Source organism: Pseudomonas sp. NBRC 111119 (assembly GCF_001320125.1).
Lineage (GTDB): Bacteria > Pseudomonadota > Gammaproteobacteria > Pseudomonadales > Pseudomonadaceae > Aquipseudomonas > Aquipseudomonas parafulva.
The window spans coordinates 1-972 of sequence record NZ_BCAV01000101.1 but is presented as its reverse complement, the minus strand read 5'-3'; the positions used below and the strand labels follow the sequence as shown (position 1 = coordinate 972).

General features: G+C 66.4%; 1 protein-coding gene. It reads right to left on the bottom strand.

All coding sequences use genetic code 11. The features are described from left to right. Nucleotides 1-972 (bottom strand): AMP-binding protein (locus APH25_RS24740; protein WP_156333293.1); only part of this gene is annotated, 972 nt, incomplete at both ends.

Genomic DNA, 972 nt, shown 5'->3' with positions numbered 1-972 from the left:
GTTGGCGATCGGCTGGCCGATCGGGACCGCGTCCACGCCCTCTTCCACGCACGCCCAGTGGGTCACATCGATGGCCGCTTCCGTCGGCCCGTACAGGTTGTACAGCCGCGCCTGCGGCAAACGTTCGAACACCTGACGCTGGGTGTCCACCTGCAGCGCCTCGCCGCTGCACACAATGCGCCTGAGGCTGGTGCACTGTTGCACCTGCGCATCGGTCAGGAAGGCCTGCAGCATCGACGGCACGAAGTGCAGCGTGCTTACCCCCTGCGCCCGAATCAGCTGCACCAACCGTGCCGGGTCGCGGTGGTCGCCCGGCGCTGCTACCACCAGCCGCGCACCAGTCATCAACGGCCAGAAGAACTCCCACACCGACACGTCGAAGCTGAACGGGGTCTTCTGCAGCACCGTGTCGCTGCCGTTCAGGCCATAGGCCTCCTGCATCCAGCACAGGCGGTTGGTCAGCGCCACATGGCGGTTGCCCGCACCCTTGGGCTTACCGGTGGAGCCAGAGGTGTAGATCACGTACGCCAGGTGCTCGCCGCTCACTTCAACAGCCGGGTTGCTGTCGGCAAAGCCTTCCAGCCAACCCTCACGGTCCAACGCCACGGTGCGCACACCCGCCGGCAACGGCAGGCGTTCGAGCAAGCATGCCTGGGTCAGCAGCAGCTTGACGCCGCTGTCCTCGAGCATGTAGCGCAGGCGCTCTTCAGGGTAGTCCGGGTCCAGCGGCACGTAGGCGCCACCCGCCTTGAGGATGGCCACCAGCGCCAGGACCATTTCCAGCGACCGCTCGGCCGCCACACCCACCAGCACATCCGGGCCTACACCCTGGCTGATCAGGTAATGCGCCAGGCGGTTGGCCTGGGCGTTGAACTGAGCGTAGGTCAGGCTGTGTTCACCGAACACCAGTGCCGGGGCATCGGGGGTGCGCTGCACCTGGGCTTCTATCAGCTGCTGTACGGGCTGGGTCAG